Below are 23,973 nucleotides of genomic sequence, written 5' to 3' on the forward strand. Positions count from 1 at the left end.
GCGCTGGCGATCTTTCTGAATCTGCGCAAAGGCCGCTCCGGGGATGAAGGCACTCCCTGCAACGACAAGGAAGTTGAACTGGCGATTGAACAGTGCCACAAGGATATGAATAACCCTACATCTGAATCACCTCAAGCTACAGAACTATTGAGTTTTAATGATAATGACGATTCGTGGGATGGGCATGATGAAGCGATAAAGTATCTTGGTGATGCGTGGTCTGAGGTCTCAAATGATGAAAGTGTACAATGGTATAACCCTGATTCAGATACGTAATGAAGGTGTTTTCCAACCTCAAGGTGTATTTCACTAAGCGCTTACATGACAATGTACCTGTCAGGGTTAGACAATTTGAAAATCCTGACATTTGGGTCATCTGATTTGATAATAACTGGCTTATTCTTCTTCTTTGATAAAGAAACATTTAGATCGTTAATATTTCCTTGTACTAAATCTGATCGTTCTTTTTCAGAAGTAAGAAGCGAGCCATCATACATTTTTTGGATGAAAAAATTGTGTCCAGATAGGCACATGTAATTCATGTCAAATCTTGAACTGTAAGAATTGCATGTCAAACCGTAACCAAGAGTTTTATCGACTGGATAGAACTCCATACCGGCCAGCTTCACCGGTTCGACCGGCAGCGGTTTGTTGACAGCACAGCCAGCCAGAAAGAGTACGGCCAGCAATGTTGGGACAAGGCGTTTCATGGTTTACTTCCTGGGACAAGTTGACCATGTGCTTTATACCTGACCTTGCCGGCCATTTGTATCCGTCATTGACCTAATAGAGTCTCTGGCCAATGAAAAAATAACTGAATTTTTTATACTTGATACAAGTTATATTTTTGCCAGTTCCCTCATTACTTTTCCGTGAATTTTCATATACGTATTTAAGTGCTTATCAAAGCCATGGCCGTTATAAAAAGTGAAGCTGTCTATACCATACTCGTAAGTCAACTTAAGTCTTCTACGTATGCCACGTACATACTGTTTGTCATAGTTTTCTTGTCCTTTTGCACCTTTTTGACGGATTTTCGTCTTAACTTCACCACCCTTTAAAATTTCTATGGTGCGACCAGATGTTTCCGACAACTCATAACCAAAAACTGACAAAAGTTCTCTGAGCTGTCTCAGGTTAAGTTGCTGTTCCTGTGAAGTTCTGCGTCTTGAATTTTCTTGCAACCATATTGCTATTGCCTCAACCTCATTGCCGCGGTCATCAACAAGTTCGTGTGCCGCCACCCTACGAGTAAATTCAAACAATTCTTCGTCAGTAGGTTGCGTAACCCAATACCCGTTATCACCCAAGAAGGTAGTTGTTGCTAGTAATGCCGTTCGTTTATTGCCGTTATGGAATGTGTGGTTGCTGATGATGCCATGGAACAGTGTGGCAGCCTGTCTGAATACACCTTTATGTAAGAATTCACCGTTACAGGTCATAAACGGCCGAGCAATAGCAGATTCCAGTAATTCGCGATTTTTTATTCCTGGTGGTGAGACAGGGTCGTCACTCGCTTCAAAAAACTTAGTCAAATAATCGTGGATGAAGATAACCTGATCAGTGTCCATGAAATTCGCCATTCTCTACCGCTATAAAAAAAATTTTAAAAATAATATTTAGTTATTATACGAGACGATATGATGCAGGTATACGGAAAGTTGGCGCGTTCAGGCAAGGCCTATTGAGCCATCCGAACCCACCTCTGGAATCCTTACCAATATGGCGCAATAAAGTCGTTGAAAACCTAATGAGCCAGCCTTATCATTGAGCCAACCTATACGAGCCAGGCAGGCAATAATCAGGAAGGCGCATAAGTGGCAACAGTGGCTTATTACAGGGTCAGCACGACTGACCAGTCCATTGAGAATCAGCGACGGGAACTGTCGGCAACCTACAATATTGACCGTGAGTTTTCAGACAACGGCATTAGCGGCACAGTGAAGGCGCTGGAAAGACCAGGCTTTGCGTCAATGGTCAACTACCTGCGAGACGGTGATACGCTGGTGACGGTTGATATTGACCGGCTGGGTCGGGATGCTATTGATGTGCAGCAGACCATCACCACGCTAAAGGATGCAGGCGTCAACATCATCATTACCAGACTTGGCGTTGACCTGGCTTCCGATGCAGGTGAACTGCTAGTCACGATCATGAGCAAGGTGGCGGAAATGGAACGGCGGAAGATGCTTGAACGGCAGAAGGCCGGTATTGCCAGAGCCAAGGCCGAAGGCAAGTACAAGGGCAAGCCGAGGTCACACGATCCGGAAGCAATTAGGAAACTCAGGCAGACCATGAGTATTGCCGATGTAGCTGAACACCTCGGAATATCGACGGCGACGGTCAAACGACTGCAGAAAGCTGATAAGGAGAAAGAACCGGCCTAGTGCCGGTTTATTTATACCCATGGCTGAATTGCCATGAAGAGCAAAAGCAGGCCGAAGCCAACGTAGAAGATCGTTTGCATGTCACACATCTTTGTTGATTGACTGACCAAGAGTATGACCACGGCAAAACCAGAAAGTTTCTTCAATGGTGGGGGCTGACAGGAGGAGCAAGTAGGTGCACAGACATGTAAATCAAATAATTATATATAACTATGGTGTTGGGTTCCCCGGATTGGTGCACAACGAGAATTAAAGCGTGCGGTAGAAGCCTATTGGGCTGGAAAGATAGATCAGGCGGCACTGATGGCGGCTGGTCAGGCGATGCGTGCCACCCGCTGGCAGCAGCAAGAGGCTGCAGGTCTTGATGTTGTAACGGTGGGCGATTTTGCCTGGTATGACCATGTGCTGAACCATTCCATGATGTTTGGCGTGATACCGGCGCGTTTTAGTAATGGCGGTGCGGCATCATCTTCCTCCCTGGACACGATGTTTCGTATGGCGCGGGGGCGGGCACCTAGCGGCCAACCGGCGGCGGCCTGTGAAATGACCAAATGGTTCGATACCAATTATCACTACATCGTCCCTGAATTTACCGCTGACCAGACGTTCTCGCTGGATACGGATAACTTGTTTGCAGAAATCGCCGAGGCGCAGGCTGAAGGTTATCAGGTCAAGCCTGTCTTGCTTGGTCCTGTTACTTACCTTTGGCTGGGTAAGGTAAAAGGTGAGACCTTCGATCGGTTAACCCTGCTGCCGGACTTGCTGGCTGTGTATGCTGAATTGCTGCATCGCCTGCAGGCGCTGGGGATTGAGTGGGTTCAGATGGATGAGCCTGCACTGGTGCTGGATCTTCCGGCAGAGTGGCAGCAGGCCTACGAATCCGCCTATAACCGGCTGCAGGGGGCCGGCTGCAAGACGTTACTGGCTACCTATTTTGGTCATCTGGATGACAACCTGGGGCTGGCGGTTAACCTGCCGGTGGATGGGTTGCATATTGATGTCGTTCGGGCGCCTGAACAACTGGATGCCATCCTTGACCGCCTGCCGGCTTATAAAGTGCTGTCGCTGGGTGTGGTGAATGGTCGCAATGTCTGGCGTAATGACTTGCGGGCTTCACTGACACTGTTGGAGCGTGCCTATCAGCGTGTTGGCGAACGGCTCTGGGTGTCTGCCAGTTGTTCGTTGCTGCACAGTCCTGTCGATCTGACGTTTGAAACCGAACTGGATGCCGAAGTTAAACACTGGCTGGCGTTCAGTGTGCAGAAGCTGCATGAGATTGCTGCCCTGGGACGTCTGGTAAGTGGCAATGGGCGAGAAGACGATCAGTTGTTGTTGGCCGACAGTGATGCGGCACAGGCCGCGCGCGTCGGCGCCCAGCGTATCCATGATCAGCAGGTGCAACAGCGGGTCAGCCAGATAACGTCGGCTATGTGTGAGCGACGCTCGTCCTACAATAAGCGTGCGAAGGCGCAGCATGATCGGTTTGGTTTGCCGCTGTATCCGACAACGACCATTGGCTCCTTTCCCCAGACCGCGGACATTCGGACGAATCGTAACCGTTTCCGTAAGGGGGAGTTGGACGAAAGCGCTTATGTGCGTTTGATGGAGGAGGAAATCGCCTCCGTTATTGCACGACAGGAGGCGTTGGGGCTGGATGTGCTGGTCCATGGCGAGGCTGAACGGAATGACATGGTCGAATACTTTGGTGAGCAGTTGGAAGGCTTTGCCTTTACCCGTAACGGTTGGGTGCAGAGTTATGGCTCTCGCTGTGTCAAACCGCCCATCATTGTCGGGGATATCTATCGCAACGGACCCATGACTGTGGAGTGGACGACCTTTGCCCAATCCTGCACTGAGAAACCCGTCAAGGGCATGCTGACCGGGCCGGTCACTATCCTGTGCTGGTCATTTCCTCGGGAGGATGTGTCGCGAGAGACGTCCTGTCGGCAGTTGGCGCTGGCATTGCGTGATGAAGTGCTGGACCTGGAACGTGCGGGCATCGGTATTATCCAGATTGATGAACCTGCGATCCGGGAAGGTTTGCCATTACGGCGTGCAGAATGGCAGGCCTATCTGGGCTGGGCGGTGGACTGCTTCCGGATTGCTGCGTCTGGTGTGGATGACCATACACAGATTCATACCCATATGTGTTATAGCGAGTTCAACGACATTATCGAAGCGATTGCAGCCATGGATGCGGATGTTATTACGATCGAGACCTCCCGTTCTGACATGGAATTGCTGGATGTATTCAAGGACTTTGCTTATCCCAATGAAATCGGGCCGGGTGTCTATGATATTCATTCACCGAATGTGCCCGATGCTGAGTGGATGCGGGAACTACTGCATAAAGCGGAGGAGAGGATTCCCGCCCGGAGATTATGGGTTAACCCGGACTGCGGCCTGAAAACACGGCAGTGGCCTGAGGTTGAGCAGGCTCTGGCACAGATGGTTTCCGTTGCCCAGACCCTGCGTGAGGAGCATGAGGTGATAGAGGCGGTTTGAGGTTGTCGCAGAAACCGGTCAGGAGGCCGGTTTCAGTGCGTCATAGGGCATGGTCTTGTGACCTGCGAGGTATTGGCTTAAACGTTTCACCTGGATTGCCGGCATTTCTATTCCGGTCTTGGTTCGGCGCCAGAGAATGTCGTCAGCTGTCACCGCCCATTCCTGTTCAACCAGGTAGTCGACTTCCCGGGCATACAAACCATTACCAAAGTGTTCCCCCAGATCGTCCAGACACTGGCTGTGCTGAAGCAGGTTTTTGCTGCGTGCGCCATAGGTGCCAAGGTAGCGCTGTAGTACTGATTCGGGTAACCAGGGATAAGTTTCAGCGAGTTCGCTGGCACAGGTTGCGATATCAGCGCATTCACCACCGGGCAGAGGAGATTCAGCCGTCCATATTGGTTTCATGTCAGGGAACCATGGCGACAGCTTCTTCAGCGCTGCCTCGGCCAATTTCCGGTAGGTGGTCAGCTTGCCGCCAAAGACGTTAAGCAGTGGCGTATTGCCGTTTTTATCGCTGACAGTCAGCGTATAGTCCCGGGTGATGGCGGATGGATCGCTGGATTCATCGTTACACAGCGGACGCACGCCGGAGAAGGTGTGGACAATATCGGCTTTGGTCAATTGTTGACGGAAGCTGTCGTTAACCAGCGTGAGAAGATACTGGACTTCATTGTCAGAAATGGCCGCTTTTGCAGGATCCCCTTCGTACTCCATATCGGTTGTACCGATGATGGAATACTTATCCAGCCACGGGATCACAAACACAATACGACGATCCTTGTTTTGCACGATATAGGCATGGGGCTGATCATGTAACCTGGGAACAACGATATGGCTGCCCTTGATCATGCGAATGCCGTATTCCGGCTGTAAATGCAGCTGGTTTTCTATGACATTGGCCACCCAGGGGCCGGCAGCATTGACCAGACTTCTGGCGTAGTAAAGAACGGTTTCCCCGGTATCCCGAGTCAGCGCTATTTCCCAGCAGGGGTTGGTGCCTTCAAGGCGTTTAGCGCCCGTGCAGCGGGTTCGGGTCAGGATTTGGGCGCCTTTTTCCCGGGCGGCAATCGCATTGCAGATGACTAACCGGGCATCATCGACCCAGCAATCTGAATATTCAAATGTGGTTTTGAAAGCTGGTTTCAGCGGTGAGCTTTCGTCCAGTTTGACGGTGCGGCAGCCGGGCAGGACTTCCCGGCGCGCCAGGGTGTCGTAAAGAAAGAGGCCGCAGCGGATCATCCATGCAGGGCGCAGATGAGGCGCATGGGGGAGCTGGAAACGCATGGGTTGCACCAGGTGAGGGGCACTTTTCAAAACCACTTCCCGTTCCCTTAATGCTTCACGAACCAGCCTGAATTCATAATGTTCCAGGTAGCGCAGGCCGCCATGAATCAGTTTGCTGCTGGCGGATGAGGTGGCGGAGGCCAGGTCGGCCTGTTCGCAAAGCAAAACACTCAGGCCTCGTCCGGCGGCATCGCGGGCAATGCCTACGCCATTGATGCCACCGCCAATGATGACCATATCCAGAGGGTTTTCAGCCGTTATTCCCGGTTGTTCGACAGCCTGCATGGTTGGATTCCGTTTTCGAATTAGAAAATTTAGTGTTCATAAACGAAAATTATATGTTCATTTTAGAAATTGTGAGTGAAAACTCAATCGTTTCTGAACAATAAATAACGAAAAAGGAATAGGGATCCGGGTAATCAGTCTGCCAGGGTTAGCTGGACGCAGTGCTCATCCAGCAGCTGACAGATGGACACTGAGGGTTTGCAATCAGTAAACACGCGGTGAAAGCGGGTGATAGTGTCCAGTCTCACAACCGCGTTGCGGCCAAACTTGGAATGATCCGCCGCCAGGAACAGCTGCCGTGAGTTGTTCATAATGGCGCGGGAAACATGGACTTCCTGGTAATCGAAATCCAGCAGGGAGCCATCCTCGTCAATACCGCTGATGCCGAGGATGCCAAAATCCACCTTGAACTGTTCAATGAAATCCTCGGTCGCTTGACCGACCAGACCGCCATCCCCTCTGACGGTGCCGCCGGTCAGCAGGATGTCAAAATCATCTTTCTGGCTGAGAATCGTGGCAACATGGATATTATTGGTAATGACCCTGAGGCCGCGGTGTTCCAGCAGTGCCTGAGCGATGGCTTCGGTGGTGGTACCAATATTGATGAACAGCGAACAATGGTTCGGGATGGCAGCTGCCACGGCTGCGGCGATCCGCTGCTTTTGGTTGGAAGACTGGGAGACCCGGTCATTGTAATCCGTGTTCTGGATGGACGAATCAATGCCTGCACCACCGTGATAGCGTTTCAGCTTTCCCTCATTGGCGAGCTGATTGATATCACGGCGGATGGTCTGAGGTGTGACATGAAAGTGCTGGGCCAGTTCGTCAATGGTGGCGTAGCCACTGCCGGTGATGTAGTCGAGAATGGCGGTGCGGCGGTCGAAATGGTCCATACAGGTGTATCGTTTCCGGTCTGGGGTGGCGTGGGTTCTGCCCGGCAGGGGGCTGAGGTTCATGGTAGCATTACTGTCATCGAATAAATAACTGTTGCATGTGGCTGTGGGAATACGTGCGGGTAAGAGAATGTGTCAGGGTAAGGGCATGAGAATCAAAACAGTTTTTGCGGGTTTGCTGCTGTTGGTGCTGGTGGGATGCCAGACGATTAATACCACTGACAGTGGGGTGGTGGGTGTTCAGCGGGAGCAGCGGATGTTCGCCCTGCTGAGCGCGGAGCAGGTGGATACCATGTCTGCTGCAGCCTATCACAACACCATTAAAGAGGCCGGCGGTAAGAAAACCCTGAACACGGACGATGCTACCCTGAAGCGGCTACGACGCATTGCCGCCAACCTGGTCGATGAAACCCGGGCGTTTCGGGTGGATGCCCAGCAATGGCGCTGGGAAGTGAATGTCATCCAGAGCGATGTGATGAATGCCAGTTGCATGCCCGGGGGGAAAATCCTGTTTTACAGCGGGATCATTGATCGTCTCAAGCTCACCGATGATGAAATTGCTGCCATTATGGGGCATGAAATGGCGCATGCGTTACGAGAACATGGTCGTGAGGCGATGTCCGAAGCGTATGCGGTGGAGCTTGGGAGGGGGGCCGTTGGCGCACTGCTGGGGCTGGATGGCAATGTGATGGGACTGGCCAACAATGTCGTCCAGTATGCCTTGACCTTACCCAACAGCCGTGAAAAGGAAGCGGAAGCCGACATCATCGGCCTTGAGCTGATGGCCCGTGCCGGTTACCACCCGCAGGCGGCCGTCACTCTGTGGCAGAAAATGGCCAGGCAGGGAGGTGATCAGCCGCCGGAGTTCATGAGTACGCATCCGGCGACGGAAACGCGTATTGAAGGCTTACGTCACTATATCCCAAAGGTCATGCCTCTTTATCATCAGGCGCGCAATTATTCGTCCTGATGCCGTGTCCGGGAGTCAGTCAACGAGGTAGGTTGACAAAACTTCCTCGTTCAGTCTGAGCCCTGTTTCATCGCCCGAGTTCAGGGATGTTTTCCCCGGTACTGTCACAGTAATGACCTGGCTTGAAGGTAACGCTATATGTAACAGGGTATGGCTTCCCTGAAAAGTACGCCGTACGACTTGGCCTTTGTAAGGGCTCTGGGTTTCCAGACTGAGATGGTCCGGTCGGACAAGTACTTCGATAGTGCGGTTCTCAGGGTGGGAATGCGGGTTTGGCAGTGAGCCAAGCTCGGTTTTGATGTGTCCGTCGATGACTTTACCGGGAATCAGGCATCCTTCACCAATAAAGCGGGCCGTAAAAGCCGTGGCTGGTGCATCATAGAGATTTTCTGGCGTATCCCATTGCAGGAGCTTGCCGTTGTGCATCACGCCGATCTTGTCAGCAAAAGAAAACGCTTCATCCTGGTCATGGGTGACCAGGATTGCGCTGATCTGTGCCGCCTGGAGAATATCTCGTACTTCACGGGCGAGACTGGTGCGCAGCTCGGCATCCAGATTAGAAAACGGCTCGTCCAACAGTAGCAGGCGTGGTTCCGGGGCGAGGGCGCGGGCCAGCGCAACCCGTTGCTGTTGCCCTCCTGACAATTCATGCGGATAACGCTTGGCCATGGCGGTGAGTCCGGTCAGATCCAGCAGACGATCAACCGTTGCCTTGCAGTTTGCCTGTTTGTGAATCCCGAAGGCGATATTGTCCCTGATGGTCAGGTGAGGGAATAAGGCATAATCCTGAAACACCATGCCCAGATGGCGCTTCTCCGGGGGAATCTGGAAATCTGGTGTCGACAGCGCGGTGCCGGCGAGCAGAATACTGCCGGCAGTGATCCGTTCAAAACCGGCAATGGCGCGCAGGGTCGTGGTTTTGCCACAGCCGCTTGGACCCAGCAGGCAGGCTGCTTCACCTTTCTCAATCACAAAACTGACAGCATCAACAGCGGCATGGCTGCCGTAATGGCAGGATAGAGTATCGACGGTGAGCAGGTGTGGCGTCATGGAGTTCCGTAATGTCGTTCAGAGTGCCGGGCTCAGGCGTTGATCAGCTGTTTTGGATAAGCCGTGGCTCGCCGCATGAGTTGGCGTTGATGGTAATCGGCAGGGGGAGAGATGGCAATTATCCATGGTGGATAGGTGCGTGTTAAGTGGCTTGAACTGTCTGGTAAAAGATCGCTTCCTTTGCGGGTGGGGAGAGCCGGGGGAAGGTTATGCATTGTTGCTGGCAAGGTGGCCTAAGCTTATGCGTTTTTCATATGCGGCTGATTTTTAATCCGTGAATATACTTATCCGCACTGCGTGCATTGCCTATTTAAAGTTTGTTGACACGTAGCGGGTTGCAGGTGGCTGGATGTGATCCGGGTAACCTGTCAAGTATCAATGCAAGTTGTTCGCACGCTGGAGTGTGATCATGACTGGCAAAAGAGCGGGGTGGCGTGCCGCACTGGTATGCGGTACCGCATCACTGTTTTGTTTCCTTCAATTCATGTTACAGGGCGCACCAGGGATGTTTGTCCCGGCGCTGATGGATGACCTCTCCATTTCCCCGGCCCAGATCGGTTTTATATCCAGTGCCTTTGTGTGTACCTATATGGTTTGCCAGGTGCCGGCAGGCTTAATGATTGACCGTTGGGGTGCGCGATGGGCCATGTTTGTAGCGCTATTGGCCATTACCCTGGGTTGTCTGTTGTTCTCTTGGGCTGACACCTGGCAGATGGCGGTGCTGGGGCGCATGTTGATGGGTGTGGCCGCCGCAGCGGGAATTACGGGATGTATGTACCTGGCGGGTAACTGGTATCCGGCGGCCTGGTTTCCCCTGATTGCCGGTATTATCGAGATGGTGGCCATGCTGGGTGGTGGGGCTGGCAGTGTGATGCTGGAAACCTATGACGGACAGTGGCGGTCAGCATTTCTGGACATGGCGGTTCTTGCGGCTGCCATTGCCATAGCGATAGCCTTGTTTGTTCGGGACAGGCCTGCCTTTGCCAGGGATAAGAACCTGAACGATCCCGATGAAAGCGATCCCCAGGCGTTGGGGCTGGTCGATACGTTGGGTAAATTGATGCACCTGCCGGTCTTTTGGATCTGTGCCTTTTATGGCGGTGTCATTTACGCGCTGATCAGCAGTTTTGCCCAGCTGTGGTGTATTCCCTACCTCAACAGTTTGTATCCGGAATGTCCGCGTCAGGTGGCGGAAGGCACTGCGTTGATTTTTCTCGGGCTGGCAGTCGGTACACCGCTATGTGGCATGATGGCCAGTCTGACAGGTAAGAATAAACCGGTACTGGTCGGTGGAGCTGTGCTGGTGGCAGTGGCTATGTGGGTGGTGATGTACCAGCCGCTGTCACTGCTGGGGATGTCCGCAATACTCTTTTTTATGGGATTGGCTTCAGGCTCCTATGCTTTGGTTTATGGCGCAGTACGTAATGTGGTTTGCTCCCGGATTCGGGCCACAGCCATCGCGTTGCTCAATGCCCTGATGTTGCTCGGATCTCCGCTGTTTCAGCCGGTCTCCGGTTGGTTGCTGGATCGGGCGCTGGCCAGCCAGGGAACGCTAGATGCGACGTCCTACCAGGTGGCGATGTTGCCATTGCTGGCCTGTATGCTGCTGTCCATTCCGTTATGTTTTCTGATCAATGAGCAGCGGCCGAAACGCCCGGCACGACGGTTGCGTCATGCCCATGTCTGGATTGTCAGAGGGAAGTGGTTGAACTGTATCCGCTGATGAAGGTTATAATTCGCACTGATTTATATACCCAAGACCAGAGGTAATACATGTCAGAGGACGTGATAGAACAGATTAAACAGCAGATAGCCGACAATGATGTCCTGCTGTACATGAAAGGATCCCCGAGAATGCCGCAGTGTGGCTTTTCTTCACGCGCGGTTCAGGTTCTGATCGCCTGTGGTGAGAAGTTCGCGTATGTGGATATTCTGGAAAATCCGGAAATTCGTGCCAACCTGCCGAAATATGCGAACTGGCCGACCTTTCCTCAGCTCTGGATCAAGGGTGAGCTGGTCGGTGGCAGTGACATCCTCGTAGACCTGTACGAGAAGGGTGAGCTGCAGTCAATGATCAAGGCTGCTGTGAAGGATGAGTCAGAACCCACTGACAGTGCAGGACAGGCGTAATCCCTGTCTGCAACCGGTTATTCCAATGGGGTAGCCGGTTCCTTTTTGGGCCATTGTTGTTGTGTTTTTTGCTCGTTTTTCTTCCTCCTGTTTCCCCCCATTCCTTTTCTGGTTTCTGTCGATTAAATTTTTCTATCAGGCAGAGATAAAATTTCTATCAGGATTTCCGGTGTCGGCGGTAGGCGATCTTCGGTGCAGGGTATATGATGTAGCTCTTTTGTCCCGGGCCGGTAGGGGTAATCCTTGTCGGTCCAGTTGATCAATACTGATGGAGAATCTCAATGGGCGTATTGGTAGGTAAGAAAGCACCTGATTTCACGGTTCCTGCAGTGCTGGCTGACGGCACGATCGTCGACGAGTACAACTTTGCGGAAGCCATCAAGGGCAAATACGGCCTGGTGTTCTTCTATCCGCTGGACTTCACGTTTGTCTGCCCTTCAGAGCTGATTGCACTGGATCACCGTATTGAGCAGTTCAAGGAAAAAGGCGTTGAAGTCGTCGGTGTTTCCATTGACTCCCACTTCAGCCACAACGCATGGCGTAATACCCCGGTCGATAAGGGTGGTATTGGCCAAGTGGGTTACACGCTGGCCGCTGACATGCGTCACGACATCGCCAAGGCGTATGACGTTGAATCCGAAGGTGGTGTAGCGTTCCGTGGCGCTTTCCTGATCGACAAGGAAGGTACTGTTCGCGCCCAGATCGTGAATGACCTGCCGCTGGGTCGTAACATTGACGAGCTGCTGCGTCTGGTTGATGCCCTGCAGTTCCACGAAGAGCACGGCGAAGTCTGCCCGGCTAACTGGGAAAAAGGCAAGAAAGGGATGCAGGCCAACCCGAATGGTGTTGCTGCTTACCTGTCAGAGAATGCTGACGAACTGTAATTGATTGTTCAATACTTAAAAAAAGCCCTGCAATAGCAGGGCTTTCTTGTTTATAGGATCATTGCAGCAACCCAGCCGAACACCAGAAGTGGCAGGTTGTAGTGGATGAATGTCGGGATAACAGAATCCCTGATGTGGTCGTGCTGGCCATCAGCATTCAAGCCGGCAGTGGGGCCGATGGTGGAATCGGATGCGGGTGAGCCGGCATCGCCCAATGCACCGGATGTGCCAACCAGAGCCGCAACAGCCAGTGGTGAGAACCCCAGGGAGAGGCCGAGAGGCACATACAGTGTTGCAATGATCGGTACGGTCGAAAAGGATGAGCCAATGCCCATGGTGACCAGCAGGCCTACCAGTAGCATCATGAATGCAGCCAGCCCTTTATTTCCCTGAATCATTTCACCGATAGCGTTAACCAGCTGGGGTACTGCACCTGTGGTTCTGAGCACTTCAGAAAATCCGGCGGCAGTGATCATGATAAAGCCACAGAAGGCCATCATTTTCATACCCTGTACAAACACGTCATCGGCTGAGCGCCAGCAGATGACACCGCCAATGACCAGTGTCATGCAGCCCACCAGGGCACCAAGGCTCATGGAGCCGGTTTGCAGTTGTGCAGTCAGAGCCAGTGCGACGGCGAGTCCTGTAATCAGCGCATTTTTTCTGGATACCGGAGGTGTATCCTGGGTAGAGGCGGTCGTTCTTTCATGAATACGATAAGTTCTTGGTTTGCGATAGGTAATGAACACTGCCGTGAGCATACCCAGGAACATACCGATTACCGGAATGACCATGGCGCTGGACATGGAGAATCCGGTGGTATCAAGGCCATTGGTTTTCAGGTTGGCGGCCAGGATTTCATTCAGATAAATATTGCCGAAACCGACCGGAAACAGCATATAGGTAGCCGTCAGGCCAAAGGTGATCACACAGGCCACCTGGCGTCGATCCAGCTGCATGCGGCTGAAGGCACTTAGCAGCGGAGGGATCAGGATCGGTATAAAGGCGATGTGGACGGGGATCAGGTTCTGGGAGGCGATTGCCATCAGCATGATGCTGCCCAGTAAGCCAAACCTGATCAGGCGAGGATTGCCATTTTCCTTCGCCTTATCCATTTGCTTGATGATGCCGCCAGCAAGCGCTTCAGGAATGCCGGAGCGGGAGATTGCCATGGCGAAGGCTCCGAGTAATGCATAACTCAGGGCGATGCTGGCACCGCCACCCAGCCCCGCGCCAAAGGCGGACAGGGTCTCTTCCAGGTTGAGTCCACCGGTCAGGCCGCCGGCCAAAGCGCCCAGGAAAAGGGCTAAAATCACGTTTACGCGCATCAGGCTCAGGGAGAGCATGATGACCACCGCAACAATCACTGCGTTCATGGGTCAAACCTTCAGGTCTTAAATGTTTGGGTTGCCGCCGTGTTCTTAATTATGCATCAGCTTATGCGGTGACACGGGCAGTATAGCTGTCGGAAACTGTCAGGATAGATAACAGAATCCGCTTGAAACGTGGGTTTCAGTGATGATGGTGGTGCAGGTGGGAATGGTGCAGGCAGGCAGAACAGGCAGATTCAGAAGTGACCGTTAGGGGTGAGCAGTATGAGTCAAAGAGTATTAGCATCTTATTGTCTCGGTAATAGTGTATCTGGACTGAACTGCGGCTGCAGTTGCTGGAAAAATAACCTGAACGGCGGCAGCTCTGCAAGGTTTTTGTCAGAATTTTTTGAGAAAGAAAACGCTCTGGCTAGCGGCTCAGAGCGTTCGGTGAGGAGGGGTAATCAGTCGTTCCAGCCGCCCAGTTCTTTCCAGCGGTTGACGATGGTGCAGAACAGTTCGGCGGTTTTCCGGGTGTCATACCGGGCGGAGTGCGCTTCGTTTTTGTCGAAGCGAATACCGGCCACATCACAGGCGCGCGCCAGTACGGTCTGGCCGTAAGCAAGACCTGAAAGCGTCGCCGTATCAAAGCAGGAGAACGGGTGGAACGGATTGCGCTTGATGTCATTCCGTTCTGCGCAGGCGTTGACAAAGCCCAGGTCGAAAGTGGCGTTATGGCCCACCAGAATGGCGCGAGAGCAGCCATACCGTTTAACGGCCTTGCGCACAGACTTAAAGATGTTAGTCAGTGCTTCCTGTTCCGGATGCGCGATGCGCAACGGATGAAAAGGGTCGATCCCGATGAATTCAATCGCTGCCTTTTCAATGTTGGCGCCGTCAAACGGTTTCACATGATAGGCAATTTCATCTTCCGGCATGACGTAGCCGTTTTCGTCCATACCAATGGTAATGGCGGCTATTTCCAGCAGGGCATCGGTCTTGGCGTTGAAGCCGCCGGTCTCTACATCAATGACAACCGGTAGGAAACCACGGAAGCGGTCCGCCATGGGGGAATGTGAACGGTTGTATTCCTCGTTACTCACACCAATGCCTTAATTGTTAACTGAGAGAGCCGGACTGCGCTGTTGCAGTCCGGAGGTATTGCATGGTTTGACGCTATGTCTAAACGCTTTCCACCATCCAGTGTAACTGTTCACCTGCTTTCAGGGGAACGACTTCCTCGTCACCCAGCGGCAGGGAAGCCGGTACATCCACGGTCTGTCTGACCAGGGTGATGGTATCGGTATTGCGCGGCAGTCCATAGAAATCAGCGCCGTAATGGCTGCTGAAAGCTTCCAGGCGATTCAGCGCATTCATGGATTCAAAGGCCTCGGCATAAAACGCCATGGCGCCAAATGCGGAGAAGCAACCGGCGCAACCACAACTGCTTTCCTTCGCCCCTTTGGCGTGGGGCGCAGAATCCGTGCCCAGGAAGAACTTGGGGCTGCCGCTGGTAGCAGCCTGCAACAGGGCTTCCTGGTGGATGTTTCGCTTCAGGATGGGCAGGCAGTAGAAATGTGGTTTGATGCCGCCAACCAACATGTGATTGCGGTTATAGAGCAAATGCTGAGGTGTAATGGTTGCTGCAATATTGTCAGAGGCTCCTGCGACAAACTGCGCGGCTTCCTTCGTGGTGATGTGTTCCATCACTACCTTCAGTTCCGGATAACGATCAACCAGCGGCAGTAAGTGGCGATCAATAAACACCTTTTCCCGATCAAAGATATCGATGTGATTCTCGGTGACCTCGCCGTGCACCAGCAATGGCAGGTGGTTATCAATCATTGCCTCCAGCGCCGGGAAAATTTTTTCCAGGGAGGTGACACCGGCGTCGGAATTGGTGGTGGCTCCAGCCGGATACAGTTTCAGTGCATACACGTCGCCCATGGCTTTCGCTTCGCTGACAATCGCCGCAGTGGTGTTGTCGGTGAGGTAGAGCGTCATCAATGGCTGGAATGCACTGCCCGCAGGGATGTGCTCGTTGATACGGGCTTTATACTCGGTCGCCTGTTGTGCGGTGGTTACGGGGGGGCGCAGGTTGGGCATGATAATCGCCCGGCCAAAATCCCGAGCGCTGGCGGCCACGGTCTCTTTCAGAACCTTGCCGTCTCGCAGGTGGAGGTGGAAATCATCCGGGCGGGTAATCTGCAATCGTTCTGTCATTGACGCAAAAGCCTGTCTCTGGAGCCATTGGGAGGCGGGTAACTGGTCGGGCGAATCTTACCCGAAGCATCGTCTGAAAGGTATACAGGGTTAACCGGTTGGTTACCGGCAAACGATGCATTTATGCCGTGATTGGTTCAAATAAGGGAGGAGTTGGTAAAAAACAGTCGTAAATCTCGCTGATATTCGGGGTTTCCCGCGGCAGGCTCTATGCTTTCAGGCGGAGAGCGGGGTAGAATGGCCGCCCCGACGCAGAGAATTACAACGTTTAAACGAGAAGTCGATCGGAGTCAGTCTTTAATGAAAGATATCAGCAAGGTTGTACTCGCTTACTCAGGAGGTCTCGATACCTCTGTGATAGCGAAGTGGCTTGAGGATACCTACCACTGTGAAGTGGTCACCTTCACGGCCGACCTGGGCCAGGGTGAAGAGGTCGAACCTGCACGCGCCAAAGCCGAAGCCCTCGGCATCCGAGAAATCTACATTGAAGACCTGCGAGAAGAGTTCGTCCGAGACTATGTTTTTCCCATGTTCCGGGCGAACACCATCTATGAAGGGGAATACCTGCTGGGCACCTCCATTGCCCGTCCGTTGATTGCCAAGCGGCTGGTTGAGATTGCCAGTGAAACCGGTGCGGATGCCATTTCCCACGGTGCCACGGGTAAGGGGAATGACCAGGTGCGTTTTGAGCTGGGTGCTTATGCGCTCAAGCCCGGTATTCAGGTGATCGCTCCCTGGCGGGAATGGGATCTGAATTCCCGTGAAAAGCTGCTGGCCTATTGTGACCGCCATGGTATTGCCGTGGAGCGTAAGAAGGGTAAGTCACCCTATTCCATGGATGCCAACCTTCTGCATATTTCCTATGAAGGCGGCATTCTGGAAGATCCCTGGGCGGAGCCGGAAGAGGACATGTGGCGCTGGAGTGTATCGCCGGAGGCAGCGCCCGACACGCCATCGTATCTGGAGCTCACATACCGTAGCGGTGATATCGTAGCCATTGATGGTAATGACATGACACCGGCTGAAGTACTGGCCTACCTGAATAAAGTGGGTGGTGAGCATGGTGTGGGTAGAACGGATATTGTCGAGAACCGCTATGTTGGTATGAAGGCCAGGGGCTGTTATGAGACACCCGGAGGCACCATTATGCTGAAGGCGCATCGGGCGATTGAGTCCATCACGCTGGACCGTGAAGTGGCACACCTGAAAGATGAACTGATGCCGCGCTACGCCAAGCTGATTTATAACGGTTACTGGTGGTCGCCAGAGCGACGCATGTTGCAGCAGATGATCGATGAATCCCAGGTCAATGTCAGTGGTCGGGTGCGGATCAAGCTGTATAAAGGCAATATCACCGTTGTTGGCAGGGAATCTGAGCAGTCTCTGTTTGATGAAAGTATCGCGACATTTGAAGACGATGCCGGTGCTTACGATCAGGCGGATGCCGCAGGCTTTATTAAGCTCAACGCATTGCGTTTGCGCATTGCCGCGGGTAAAGGCAGAAACCTGTTGGATTAATGTTGTCTAGTGACATGTTCTAAGTAAAAAGGCCCGTTTAAGGGCCTTTTTTATTGTCTGTTCAGCCGAGTCCTTGCCCGGCATGTGTCATCTGGATCAGTTCGATCTTATAACCATCCGGGTCTTCAACAAAAGCGATCTCGGTTTTGCCACCCTTAACCGGACCCGGTTCCCGGGTGATATTGCCGCCGGCTGCGCGAATTGCTTCGCATGTACCGTACAGGTCATCGACACCGATGGCGATATGGCCAAAGGCGTTGCCGTGATCGTAGCTCTCGGTGCCCCAGTTATAGGTCAGTTCAATCACAGCGCCCTGGCTTTCGTCGCCATAGCCCAGAAAGGCCAGAGTATACTGGTACTCTGTGTTTTCCGACTGGCGGAGCAGCTGCATCTTCAGCACATCCCGATAGAAGGCAATGGAGCGGTCAAGGTCACCGACCCGCAGCATGGTGTGCAGTAGTCTCATCAGTTTTTCTCGTGTCAGGGATTGTGACGGGAGTTTACAAGGAAGTATGCCATTTAGGTAACGGTCTGAGTCTTAAAGCTCCAGACATAAAGTTTTTTGACGAAAATTGTTGTTTTTGTAAACCGGTAAGTTACTGCAATGACCGAATAAAGGTTATTTCATAGGCGGTTATTAAGTTGGCTGATAAGTCATATTCATTATGACGGACTCTGGGTTATCTTGTTTATTGCATGAATGGTGGTGCTTATATGTATGATTGCTTACGGGCTTGTTTGGGAATGGCGGCAGATTGTTGCCATAATATTTGGCATTTGATTACAGGTTGTTTCCGGGGGAGAAGTGTTGGTATACCGGAAGAGCAAACGGAGACAATAAGACTTGAGCAAAGAAGGAGCTCTGACACCAGTCTTCGTTCTCGTAGTACTTCTTCGCTCGAAGATGAAGATATAGTGGTTGTGCATCAGGGTCTTCTTAAGGAAAGGGGGGAGTGTAGTGCTCAAGCAGGTTGTGGCAATTCCAATGGCTCAGACTCTAATGGAGCTGCGTCCAGTGATAATCATGTAACAGAATCATTTGTCATAGTGTTGGAGGAGCATTTGCAAGAGCCTTCTGAGTTGGGTGCTGAAACATTACATTCAAGCAGTGATGGTGAAATAACAGAGCTGGATGAGGTCGTAATTGAGGCTGGCGCAAAAGATAATACTGTCAGACTCTCAGAACCTAAGGTGACTGATGATGATATACAGGAGTTTCGTGCACTTGGGTTTACAGGTGGTGAAGTCCTTGATAAAGATAAATGGAGTGAGGGAGTCAGGCGTGGTTATTTTTATTTGAGAAATATTGTAGATGAGAAAGGATGGGTGGATCAATTTCTTGATAACTTGTTTCAAGAAATTGAACGCTTGGATGTTAAAAGAGACTACGGAAGTGTTCAGCAAATGCGAGAAGCTATTAAAGCTTCTGACGATGGTCCTTTAGAGGTGAGTGTGAAAAATGCGATCGTCGAAGTCTTTTTTAAAGAGCCTTTGAATGTTGAAGCGGCTCGGAAAGAAGCGTTGCGAGCTGCCACGAAATTTATTATCCAGGATGTTTGTAACTGTTTATATCAGAATGCGAAAAACCGATTTACAGATGGTGCATATCGATTGTATGGAAAGAATATTGAAAACCTGATTGAGTTTCTTAAGTATCCAGACAATGGCCACTACCGGCGTCCTTCTTCGCATCTTACAAAGGAAACCGATGCAAATAATCACTATGGATATGATTTGGATGAAGGTACTTTCTTGCCAGAAAATCACAGGCATGTTTTGTTTGTTGATTATAGGGATCGTCATGGTAATAGATGCCTGTTTTTTAAGCCTGAGCATTATGGATTACGCCAGTTCTGGGATACCTTTCATCATATGTATGAATGGGGGCTTTCATCATTAAGGCGATACTGTGGTATTGATACCGGTGTTGGGGGTGTTGAAAGTAAAGAAAGGGTTAAATATCTTGATGATAAAAAGGTACAGCCTATCTTGTTGTTTTTCCAAAAACTGAAAGAGCCTCTTGAAACAGAGATAGATGAAGAAGACTTTGGGGAAATGCAAATGGTTCATGTGGTTGTTGATGAGGGAGCACGGCGCGATATAGAAAATAAGGTTAAACATTTTGGTTTTGCTGAAGTGGCCGAGCAAGTGAGGAAAATAAAAGATGACTTTGAAAAGCGATGCCGTTTAGGTGCGGCGCTAGAAAAGCATTTTGAACCCGTCATGGACCAGGTTAAGGCGCTTTATCCCGACTTTGAGCAGAGAATAGCGAACGAGGTTATTATTCAACTGTAATAACATAATGGTCTTATGATTTATGTGTTGGTAAATGTTTGATGATTAGTTTCATTATTGTGTTTTTTATTGTTGGTTTTTCGGTTTTTAAATAGGTGTGTTTTGTTGTTTTAGTTTTTTGCGTTCTGGTGAATTTTTACGAAGTGGGTTTGTTATGAGGGCGACTTTTAATAACTTTGTTGGGCGTGGCGGAAGTAGCGTTGGTTTACCTTTAGACGGCAAGCAGACTATATCATCTAAGAGGCATCTTGGCGAAAGAAGTGATGGGCAACAAGTTACAGGTGATAAGATTATTGAAGATTTTCGTGTAACAACAACGGAAGAGGAAAAGCCTTTCGATGTTGATCCTACTGGAGTTGGTGGTGGTCCAAGAAAGAAGATAGAAGATGACTTTATGGGGTTGTTTCAGCAACCGGAAAATCAGGATAACTTGATCCAGTTCATTCAACAGCATTTTTTACTGATGTTACAGAATGCATTGTTGCATGCTGCAATGAATCAAGCACCACAGAATAATCCAGTAGAACCACTCGAAGATCCATTGGAGTCATCATCTGAAGGATCTGTAAGTTCTCAGGATGATGATGTTGGGGAGGGTAATGATGAAGAGTGTATGTCATTGTGTTGTGGGAGCTTGAAATTCATTTGCCTGATGCCATTCTGTTTACTGTTCAGTTCAGTCGTTTCTATAGTGGTGGGAGCAGCCTATTCAGCATTTGTTAGTTTCAAATGTGCTAGAGGGGTGAGTACATATTTATATGATATTTCAAGCTGCCTTTATCCTTTGGCAATAATGCTTGGTAGTTTGGTATTTGTCTGTACCTTTGTGGTTGTTCTTCCAGTTAGCAGTGTTTTTTGGTTTGGCTATATGCTTTACACTCTTGCAGACGCTATTATTCGTGATTTCCCTTCACATGATGAATTCTTAAGGCCCTATCCAAATCCTGAACATTGCTATCAGCATGTTTATAATCTGTTTGTACCTGTAGGTAGAGATGAGGTGTAGGTATGCCATAATTCTTGCGATAGGACTGACTGTTTTGGCGGGTTATTGTTTTTTAACTGTCTGGGTTGGCTCAAGTGCTTTACCTTCGATAGATGCCTCTTTTAATGAAATCACGTACTCCTTATTTTTTTCTACCTGCCGAAGCTTGACCAGCATGTAGCTCCATTCTTTCGCCAACCATATCCAGGTTTGGCGTTTGTTATTATCGCGCTGCATTTTCAGGCGGATGGTTTTAACCGGGCCCAAGGGAGTCTGGAGAATTTCTTCTTTTTCTACAAGGAACTGGTAATCATCCCGTTCATCTTCATTGACCACCTGGTAATGAAGGTCTTTGCGCCCCTGGCGCATGTCTTCCTGCAGTTGTAGCTGGTAGCTGATTTTATCCAGGTCGCCGGGGTGGATGGCCAGTTCCCACTGGTCATTGTCTTCCCGGCTGTCGGCCTGTTTGCGTTTCCAGTCGAAGTTAACCGATGCCTGTCGGTTCTTGCCCAGAGCCCCTTTACTCAGTTGATAACTGATCGGTTGGATACGGTTTTTCTCATCCAGCTTGAACCGGCTCTGTTCGGAAAAGCTGTAGAACAGCATCTCGGCATTGAAGGTGAGCTGCCAGGTGCCATCGGGCTGTCTGATAAGTTTGCGTTCCGCCGTGCCATCCATGGGTACGTTACCCATAGTAGCGGAATAGCTGGCTTCAAAGGCTTGGGGTGCCTGTGCGGCAGCCGCCATGCCGGTGATGGGGAAAGTCGCGAGCAGGCTGGCCAGTAGCAGGTGTTTCATGACAGTTCCGCTGTTTCTTCAACAGGGTAATCATACCCAGTGACGGGTAATGCAGCATCATCAAGGAAGGCCTGATTGTTGATCAGCTTCAGGCGTCCTTCTGCAAACCAGGCGACCGCCTGGGGGTAAATCCGGTATTCCTGGGCATGCACGCGCTGTTGCAGGGTGTCTTCGGTGTCAGTGTCTGTGATCGGTACTCTAGCCTGAATAACCGGTGAGCCGCCATCCAGCTCTTCTGTGACAAAATGAACAGTGACGCCGTGTTCGGTATCACCTGCTTCCAGTGCCCGGCGATGGGTGTGCAAACCTTTGTATTTGGGCAGGAGGGATGGATGAATGTTGAGCATGCGACCATGGTAATGGCGGGTGAAAGTTGGTGTCAGTATGCGCATGAAGCCTGCAAGTACAACCAGCTCCGGGTTGTGCTGATCCATCTGCTGAATCAGTGCGGCATCATAGACTTCCCGGTCGGCATATTGCTGATGATTCAGTGTAATAGTGGGAATACCCGCTTCCCTGGCCCGGACCAGTCCATAAGCATCGTCACGATTACTGACAACGGCGCTGATGCGAATGCCAAGGTCTGCCTGCTGGTCGATCAGAGTCTGCAGGTTGCTGCCATTGCCGGAGACAAGGACAACAACGGATAAAACGTTACGGGTCATGAGTCCTGCACGTGAAAAAAGAGGAAGTGTCAGCGCTATCAGAAGCCGGCATAGTGGCCGGCTCTGATCCCTTCTTACAGTCCGGCCAGTTCGACCTGTTCATCGCCGGCTTCGCAGTTGGCGATCGTACCGATTTCCCAGGCAGTCTCACCCTGTTCCCAGAGGAAAGTGATGACATCCTGTTTGGCTGCTTCGGGAACGGCGATAATCATGCCGGCACCGCAGTTGAAGGTGCGGTACATTTCCCGCTCATCGACGTTGCCCTGCTCACGAAGCCACTCAAATACGGCAGGCCGTTGCCAGCTTTGAGTATTGATAACGGCTTTGGTTCCCTCAGGCAACACGCGGGGGATATTTTCCAGCAGGCCGCCACCGGTGATATGGCTGAGGGCGTTGACTGGGTGGGTCTTGATCAGGTTCAGCAGCGGCTTGACATAGATCCGGGTGGGTTCCAGCAGCGCGTCAGCCAGCGGACGGCCGTCGACTTCGGCGGTCAGGTCAGCCTGGCTGACTTCGATGATCTTGCGGATCAGGGAGTAGCCGTTGGAGTGAGGGCCGCTGGAGGCCAGTGCGATCAGGGCGTCGCCCGGTCTCACGGCAGAACCGTCAATAATGTCGGATTTTTCCACAACGCCGGTGCAGAAACCGGCCAGATCGTAATCTTCACCCTCGTACATGCCGGGCATTTCAGCGGTTTCACCGCCGACCAGTGCGCAGCCGGCCTGTTCACAGCCCTGGCCGATACCGGTGACAACGCTGGCGGCGATGTCCACGTTCAGGTGGCCGGTCGCATAATAATCGAGGAAAAAGAGGGGTTCTGCGCCACAGACAATCAGGTCGTTGACGCACATGGCGACGAGGTCGATACCGATGGTGTCATGCTTGCCAAGGTCCGTGGCGAGGCGGAGTTTGGTGCCGACACCGTCAGTGCCGGAGACCAGCACTGGCTGCTTGTAGCCGGCCGGGATTTCGCAGAGGGCGCCGAACCCGCCGAGTCCGCCCATCACTTCCGGGCGATGGGTGCGTTTCGCCACATGCTTAATACGTTCCACCAGGGCATTGCCGGCATCAATATCCACGCCGGCGTCTTTGTAACTCAGAGACTGGGAAGACTTGGTCATCAGTGGGCCTGTCTGGTTCATTCGTACAGGTTTGGAAGGCGGCGGTATTGTAGCAACGGTTGCTGGGGATGGCTATGTGTTCGTTGTCAGCATGATTGTCACGTGTGTTTGGAACCATGTCAGGGTATATGAATCAATAGCAGGATTGGTGGTTGGTTGATGTCTTGGTTTTTAAATCATTTCAGGCTTTTTATTCAGGTAAGGGTATGGCAAGTGGTGTTAGGAAAAATGGTGGCGGATATGAACAACAGCAGAATACGCACATACATAGAGAAACAGATAATCCCGCGGCAGATCGAACTAACCTATCGGTCACTATTATAAATCGCAGGCTCAATGAGTTAAGGGTAAAACAGGCGCGTCATGACAGGGTGATTCGAAAACGACGTGCCGAGCACTTTAAAGTCAAGCAAGCGTGGTTTTTAGAGAATACATTGTCTTTGGAAAAAGAAGGTTCTTTGCCGGAAGTTTTCCTTCCACCTGGTCAAATGCTTGGTGATGGACGCATGCGTGACTGTTGTTTTTCAGATGATGGAAACTGGTTGTACATGCTGTTTGAAAAGCGAGTGAAGAGCCTGGGATATAAGTTCCTGATTACCACCTAACATAAGCCATTCTCCCGTCTAAACTTACGACACTGGTTTTCCTTGGGTTAGGAGACGTGTCATGG

At 51.3% G+C, this 23,973-nt stretch carries 23 protein-coding genes; 11 read left to right on the forward strand and 12 right to left on the reverse strand.

All coding sequences use genetic code 11. The annotated features are described in order from the left end of the window. The coding region (locus ABD892_RS04390) for a hypothetical protein (protein WP_345194151.1) at positions 1-276 on the forward strand (276 nt) is incomplete at its 5' end. A 41-nt stretch (positions 277-317) separates the two neighbouring features. Here the strand turns inward: ABD892_RS04390 and ABD892_RS04395 are convergent. Both ABD892_RS04395 and ABD892_RS04400 read right to left on the reverse strand, forming a co-directional pair. Further along, positions 318-710 carry a putative periplasmic lipoprotein gene (locus ABD892_RS04395; protein ID WP_345194152.1) on the reverse strand — a complete coding sequence of 131 codons (393 nt, stop codon included), beginning with the start codon at positions 708-710 and terminating at the stop codon, positions 318-320. Positions 711-839: 129 nt separating this feature from the next. Then, entirely contained in the window at positions 840-1,571 is a 732-nt protein-coding gene (locus tag ABD892_RS04400; RefSeq protein ID WP_345194153.1) for a type II toxin-antitoxin system death-on-curing family toxin, read from the reverse strand. A gap of 246 nt (positions 1,572-1,817) precedes the next feature. Between ABD892_RS04400 and ABD892_RS04405 the strand changes: the two genes are divergently transcribed. Beyond that, positions 1,818-2,387, forward strand: a complete 570-nt coding sequence (locus ABD892_RS04405; RefSeq protein WP_345194154.1) for a recombinase family protein — start codon at positions 1,818-1,820, stop codon at positions 2,385-2,387. A 231-nt stretch (positions 2,388-2,618) separates the two neighbouring features. Further along, positions 2,619-4,892, forward strand: a complete 2,274-nt coding sequence (gene metE / locus ABD892_RS04410) for a 5-methyltetrahydropteroyltriglutamate--homocysteine S-methyltransferase (protein WP_345194170.1) — start codon at positions 2,619-2,621, stop codon at positions 4,890-4,892. Between the two features lie 18 nt (positions 4,893-4,910). Here metE and glpD read toward each other — a convergent pair whose 3' ends face one another. Together glpD and ABD892_RS04420 are read right to left on the reverse strand one after the other, a co-directional pair. Continuing rightward, positions 4,911-6,461 (reverse strand): glycerol-3-phosphate dehydrogenase, encoded by a 1,551-nt coding sequence (glpD, locus tag ABD892_RS04415; protein ID WP_345194155.1) that lies wholly within the window; start codon positions 6,459-6,461, stop codon positions 4,911-4,913. A 134-nt stretch (positions 6,462-6,595) separates the two neighbouring features. Beyond that, the gene (locus ABD892_RS04420; RefSeq protein ID WP_345194171.1) at positions 6,596-7,354 is read right to left on the reverse strand and encodes a DeoR family transcriptional regulator; all 759 of its coding nucleotides are present in this window, start codon (positions 7,352-7,354) and stop codon (positions 6,596-6,598) included. A gap of 148 nt (positions 7,355-7,502) precedes the next feature. On the opposite strand from ABD892_RS04420, the gene ABD892_RS04425 reads away from it, so the two are divergent. Then, positions 7,503-8,324 (forward strand): M48 family metallopeptidase, encoded by an 822-nt coding sequence (locus tag ABD892_RS04425; RefSeq protein WP_345194156.1) that lies wholly within the window; start codon positions 7,503-7,505, stop codon positions 8,322-8,324. A 15-nt stretch (positions 8,325-8,339) separates the two neighbouring features. Here ABD892_RS04425 and ABD892_RS04430 read toward each other — a convergent pair whose 3' ends face one another. Beyond that, positions 8,340-9,374 carry an ABC transporter ATP-binding protein gene (locus ABD892_RS04430; protein ID WP_345194157.1) on the reverse strand — a complete coding sequence of 345 codons (1,035 nt, stop codon included), beginning with the start codon at positions 9,372-9,374 and terminating at the stop codon, positions 8,340-8,342. Positions 9,375-9,783: 409 nt separating this feature from the next. Here ABD892_RS04430 and ABD892_RS04435 point away from each other — a divergent pair, with 409 nt between their 5' ends. From ABD892_RS04435 to ABD892_RS04445, 3 genes are all read left to right on the forward strand, one after another. Continuing rightward, a complete protein-coding gene (locus tag ABD892_RS04435; RefSeq protein WP_345194158.1) occupies positions 9,784-11,097 on the forward strand; it encodes an MFS transporter in 1,314 nt (437 codons plus the stop codon). Between the two features lie 50 nt (positions 11,098-11,147). Beyond that, positions 11,148-11,504 (forward strand): Grx4 family monothiol glutaredoxin, encoded by a 357-nt coding sequence (gene grxD, locus ABD892_RS04440; protein ID WP_345194159.1) that lies wholly within the window; start codon positions 11,148-11,150, stop codon positions 11,502-11,504. A gap of 281 nt (positions 11,505-11,785) precedes the next feature. Further along, positions 11,786-12,388, forward strand: coding sequence for a peroxiredoxin (locus ABD892_RS04445; protein WP_211825805.1), 603 nt, complete (start codon positions 11,786-11,788; stop codon positions 12,386-12,388). Positions 12,389-12,438: 50 nt separating this feature from the next. On the opposite strand, the gene ABD892_RS04450 is transcribed toward ABD892_RS04445, so the two are convergent. The 3 genes from ABD892_RS04450 to pyrC form a co-directional block, all read right to left on the reverse strand. Continuing rightward, positions 12,439-13,764 (reverse strand): Na+/H+ antiporter family protein, encoded by a 1,326-nt coding sequence (locus ABD892_RS04450; protein WP_345194160.1) that lies wholly within the window; start codon positions 13,762-13,764, stop codon positions 12,439-12,441. Positions 13,765-14,162: 398 nt separating this feature from the next. After that, positions 14,163-14,765, reverse strand: coding sequence for a ribonuclease T (gene rnt, locus ABD892_RS04455; RefSeq protein WP_345194172.1), 603 nt, complete (start codon positions 14,763-14,765; stop codon positions 14,163-14,165). Between the two features lie 115 nt (positions 14,766-14,880). Next, positions 14,881-15,921 (reverse strand): dihydroorotase, encoded by a 1,041-nt coding sequence (pyrC, locus tag ABD892_RS04460; protein WP_345194161.1) that lies wholly within the window; start codon positions 15,919-15,921, stop codon positions 14,881-14,883. 300 nt (positions 15,922-16,221) lie between these two features. Between pyrC and ABD892_RS04465 the strand changes: the two genes are divergently transcribed. Then, complete coding sequence (locus ABD892_RS04465) at positions 16,222-17,439, forward strand: argininosuccinate synthase (protein ID WP_345194162.1); 1,218 nt, start codon at positions 16,222-16,224, stop codon at positions 17,437-17,439. A 61-nt stretch (positions 17,440-17,500) separates the two neighbouring features. Here the strand turns inward: ABD892_RS04465 and gloA are convergent, their stop codons facing one another. After that, positions 17,501-17,905: a lactoylglutathione lyase gene (gloA, locus tag ABD892_RS04470; protein ID WP_345194163.1), complete on the reverse strand. Its 405-nt coding sequence runs from the start codon at positions 17,903-17,905 to the stop codon at positions 17,501-17,503. A 230-nt stretch (positions 17,906-18,135) separates the two neighbouring features. Here gloA and ABD892_RS04475 point away from each other — a divergent pair, with 230 nt between their 5' ends. Further along, positions 18,136-19,734 (forward strand): hypothetical protein, encoded by a 1,599-nt coding sequence (locus ABD892_RS04475; protein WP_345194164.1) that lies wholly within the window; start codon positions 18,136-18,138, stop codon positions 19,732-19,734. A 154-nt stretch (positions 19,735-19,888) separates the two neighbouring features. Further along, positions 19,889-20,740 (forward strand): hypothetical protein, encoded by an 852-nt coding sequence (locus tag ABD892_RS04480; RefSeq protein ID WP_345194165.1) that lies wholly within the window; start codon positions 19,889-19,891, stop codon positions 20,738-20,740. Positions 20,741-20,782: 42 nt separating this feature from the next. On the opposite strand, the gene ABD892_RS04485 is transcribed toward ABD892_RS04480, so the two are convergent. The 3 genes from ABD892_RS04485 to purM form a co-directional block, all read right to left on the reverse strand. Continuing rightward, the gene (locus tag ABD892_RS04485; protein WP_345194166.1) at positions 20,783-21,517 is read right to left on the reverse strand and encodes a DUF3108 domain-containing protein; all 735 of its coding nucleotides are present in this window, start codon (positions 21,515-21,517) and stop codon (positions 20,783-20,785) included. Then, on the reverse strand, positions 21,514-22,182 hold the full coding sequence (gene purN / locus ABD892_RS04490; RefSeq protein ID WP_345194167.1) for a phosphoribosylglycinamide formyltransferase: 669 nt from the start codon (positions 22,180-22,182) through the stop codon (positions 21,514-21,516). The genes ABD892_RS04485 and purN overlap by 4 nt, the downstream gene beginning before the upstream one ends. A 74-nt stretch (positions 22,183-22,256) precedes the next feature. Continuing rightward, entirely contained in the window at positions 22,257-23,303 is a 1,047-nt protein-coding gene (gene purM, locus ABD892_RS04495; RefSeq protein ID WP_345194168.1) for a phosphoribosylformylglycinamidine cyclo-ligase, read from the reverse strand. A 152-nt stretch (positions 23,304-23,455) separates the two neighbouring features. On the opposite strand from purM, the gene ABD892_RS04500 reads away from it, so the two are divergent. Continuing rightward, entirely contained in the window at positions 23,456-23,908 is a 453-nt protein-coding gene (locus tag ABD892_RS04500) for a hypothetical protein (RefSeq protein ID WP_345194169.1), read from the forward strand. The last annotated feature ends 65 nt before the right edge of the window (positions 23,909-23,973 follow it).

The sequence above is a fragment of the Kistimonas scapharcae genome (assembly GCF_039540975.1).
GTDB lineage: Bacteria > Pseudomonadota > Gammaproteobacteria > Pseudomonadales > Endozoicomonadaceae > Kistimonas > Kistimonas scapharcae.